This is a genomic window from Paraburkholderia kururiensis JCM 10599 = LMG 19447, assembly GCF_003986935.1.
In the GTDB taxonomy this organism is placed as follows: Bacteria; Pseudomonadota; Gammaproteobacteria; order Burkholderiales; family Burkholderiaceae; genus Paraburkholderia; species Paraburkholderia kururiensis.
The window spans coordinates 1-3267 of sequence record NZ_RJZE01000072.1; the positions used below are offsets into that span (position 1 = coordinate 1).

Genomic DNA, 3267 nt, shown 5'->3' on the forward strand with positions numbered 1-3267 from the left:
TTGAAGCGGTGGTACCAGCGCACCGCGCAGCTGATGATCGCTGCCGGGAAACGGTAGCCATGAAATGAGCAGCGGGTCTTTGTCATCTGACCATTCTAGCCGCCTGCATCACCAAGTTGACATCGCCGCCGAGAGCAGTCACTAGCACGATTGAAGATAGCTCTGGCGCTCCCAGTCCGAGACATGGCGCATATATTCCAACCATTCAGCTCGCTTGAGTTTGATAAATTCCTCCGCGACAGGTCCAAGCGCTTGCTTGATGGTATCGTTTGCCTCCAAGGCATCCAGCGCCTGACTCAAATTTTGTGGCAATCGTTTGACACCATGCTCGTTGAGCTGCGAGGATGACCATTCAAAGAGATTTTCGTTGATGGGGGCACCCGCGTCCAATTCATTCTCGATGCCATCGATACCCGCTGCGACGACAGCTGCTGTTGCCAGATAAGGATTGCATGAACTGTCGGGGAGCCGTAATTCGATGCGATCGCCGGGCATACGCACCATGGCCGACCGGTTATTGCGGCCGTAGCTGGCATAGGCGGGAGCCCAAGTCGTACCGGAAATCGAACTGCCGACGATGAGACGTTTATATGAATTGACCGTAGGATTGCAGATTGCCGCGAGCGCAGAGGCATGCCTTAACAAGCCGGCGGTGAAGTGGTAACCAAGCTTCGAGAGCCCCATGCTGCGGCTATCGCCAGGGTCGGCGAACAGGTTCGCCGTGCCGTCTCCGATGGAAATGTGCATGTGCATACCGTTTCCCGGACGATCGCTGAATGGCTTTGGCATGAAAGAGCAGATCATTTCCAGTTCGCTAGCGATGTCGCAAGCAGCCATTTTAAATAGAATATAACGATCACATGAAGTAAGACAGTTGGTGTACGTATAATTGATCTCAAATTGCCCATTCGCGTCTTCGTGGTCGATCTGGTAAACATCGATACCTGCTGCCCGAATGGCGTCAGTGAGTCGTTCGAGAAACACTCGCGCACGGGAGAGTCCCCTGTAGTCATAGCACGGCTTCGTCAGGGTGTCCGTCGTATCGAAGGGGCTTACTTCGCCAGACACCGACCGTCGCAATAACGAGAACTCAGGTTCCAGTCCGGTAAATACAATCCATCCGTGCCGAGCAGCGCGTTCGACCTGACGTTTGAGCGCCACGCGTGAATCGTACGGCGACGGGGCGCCATCTGCACTCCCATCGCAAACGATGCGGGCAAGTCCTGGCTGCCACGGCATCGGCGTAAGCGTGGACAGATCGCCAACTCCCACGAAGTCGGAGTCGTTGGGCTGCATGCCTGAACCACATATAGCAAAGCCGGCGAACCCGGCTCCGATTTTCAAAATGGTCCCGAGATGCGCCAATGGTACAGATTTGGCTTTTGGGGCACCGTGAATATCAACGAACTGGGCCAGTACGTACTGTATCCCTCGCCGGGAAAGCCAATCCTGAGCTTCCTCTACAGAGCTGAAGCGAGGTACAACTTCAACCCCGCGAGAGCTGGAAGCATCTGCATTGAGAAAATTCATCGTTGTTTGTCCTCTGCGAGGTTTTTCAGGAACTTCACGTCGGCCGCCCTTAATGCCGCCACATTGCCGCCGACACGTAATTGAAGAAATTAAGCGGTAGTACACGGAAAATATCGTTCCGCATCCACATCAATGCAACAAAACGATTGTCAATTCTCAAGCCTGGCATGGCTATTGCGACGGCGCGATGATTGCCTTAATTAATTATGGCTGTGGCCATATACAATAAAGTTTGGCGGCAGGCACTCTGGTAACCCCGTTACTATCGTCACGCCTCGATAATCGGAGCTAAGATTGACAATTGTTGCATTGACGCTTTGATAAGCTCAAACTAAATTTTTGTGAAATTTGAGGGGTTTTCGAACAATAGATACAAAGTTATTTTGTAAATATAGTGTCGAGTTATGTAGTTTATTGAAAGTTCGGTATTCCGTACGTGCAAATACGGGCCCGACTACGGCCTGTCGGATGAAGGCCTTGAGGACGCGCTGTACGACAGCATCGCGATGCGCGTTCGCTGGTATCGACCTGGCGCGCGAGAACGTGCCGGATGCCACCACGCTGATGAAGTTCAGGCGTCTGCTGGTCGAGCACGAACTGACGCGAAAGCTGTTCGACGAGATTGGCGTCGAGCGGGGCGAGCGCGGGCTGATGATGAAGGAAGGCACGCTGGTGGATGCGACGATCTTCGAGGCCCCTCCGTCGATGAAGAATGTCGAAAGGAGCCGGGACCCAGTTTAAGCGTGGCAAGATCAAGGCGATGTCTGAGGGTGCGCTGAAAGATCTGGTGATCGCGGCCGAGCGCGCCAAAGCGCAGATTCGCGCGCGGGTCGAGCATCCGTTCCATGTCGTCAAGAACCTGTTCGGGCATTGCAAGGTGCGCTACAACGTGTTGCTCAAGAACTCAGCCCAACTGTTCAGACGGTTCGCGCTGGCGAATCTGGCGATGGCGCGAAAGTGGTTGCAGCCGTGTCGTCGGAGCAGTCCGTCTGTCGTGTGAAAAATGCGGGAAGTCTGCCGTGTGGAAGCCCGAAATTGGCTGCGGCGGCCTTCCCCTTTAAAAATCGCGAGCCGAATGTGCTGAACTACTGGCGGCGGGCTCATTGATCAGCGTTTCCCTAATAGAGCAGGAGGTTTGATGTTAAGCACGCAAGATGAGGCCCGACTCGACGCCCTTTACGATTCGATGAAAAGGGCGAATGACAATTTTCTAGGGTATCCGTTCGCCAAGAACTTTGATTACAGTGCATTGTGGCGTTTCATGGATCTGACCGGGAACAACGTCGGAGACCCTTTCGACGAGGGTATCTACCGGGTGGATTCACGCGAGTTCGAGCGGGACGTGGTCGAGTTCTTCGCCACCCATTTCCGCGCCCCGGTCGATGACTACTGGGGATATGTCACCACCGGGGGTACGGAGGGCAATACTTTTGGGTTGTACCTCGGACGCGAGCTGTATCCGAATGGCGTTGCCTACTTCTCTCGCGACACCCACTACAGCGTGAGCAAAGGCGTACGGCTGTTGAAGTTGCCCTATGCGATTGTACGATCCGACGCGCACGGGCAGATCGACTACGAAGACCTGAAACGTCAGGCCAGCGCGCATCCTTGGCAACCAGCCATTGTGGTGGCCAACATCGGCACGACCATGAAGGAGGGGCGGGACGATGTGGGAAAGATCAAGGCGGCGCTAGCGGAGGCCGGTGTCCGGGATGTCTATGTGCATTCCGATGCGGC

General features: G+C 54.7%; 2 protein-coding genes and 2 pseudogenes. 2 read left to right on the forward strand and 2 right to left on the reverse strand.

Going from position 1 to position 3267, the window contains the following annotated elements:
* Positions 1–86, reverse strand: a pseudogene (locus tag PKKP23_RS35060) (IS6 family transposase); the annotation flags it as partial.
* A gap of 55 nt (positions 87–141) precedes the next feature.
* Positions 142–1530 carry a type III glutamate--ammonia ligase gene (gene glnT / locus PKKP23_RS33135; RefSeq protein WP_126880049.1) on the reverse strand — a complete coding sequence of 463 codons (1389 nt, stop codon included), beginning with the start codon at positions 1528–1530 and terminating at the stop codon, positions 142–144.
* A gap of 455 nt (positions 1531–1985) precedes the next feature.
* Here glnT and PKKP23_RS33140 point away from each other — a divergent pair.
* Positions 1986–2530: pseudogene (locus PKKP23_RS33140) on the forward strand (transposase); the annotation flags it as partial.
* 138 nt (positions 2531–2668) lie between these two features.
* Positions 2669–3267, forward strand: a 599-nt coding sequence (locus PKKP23_RS33145; RefSeq protein ID WP_240659277.1) for a pyridoxal-dependent decarboxylase, incomplete at its 3' end; no start/stop codon positions are given.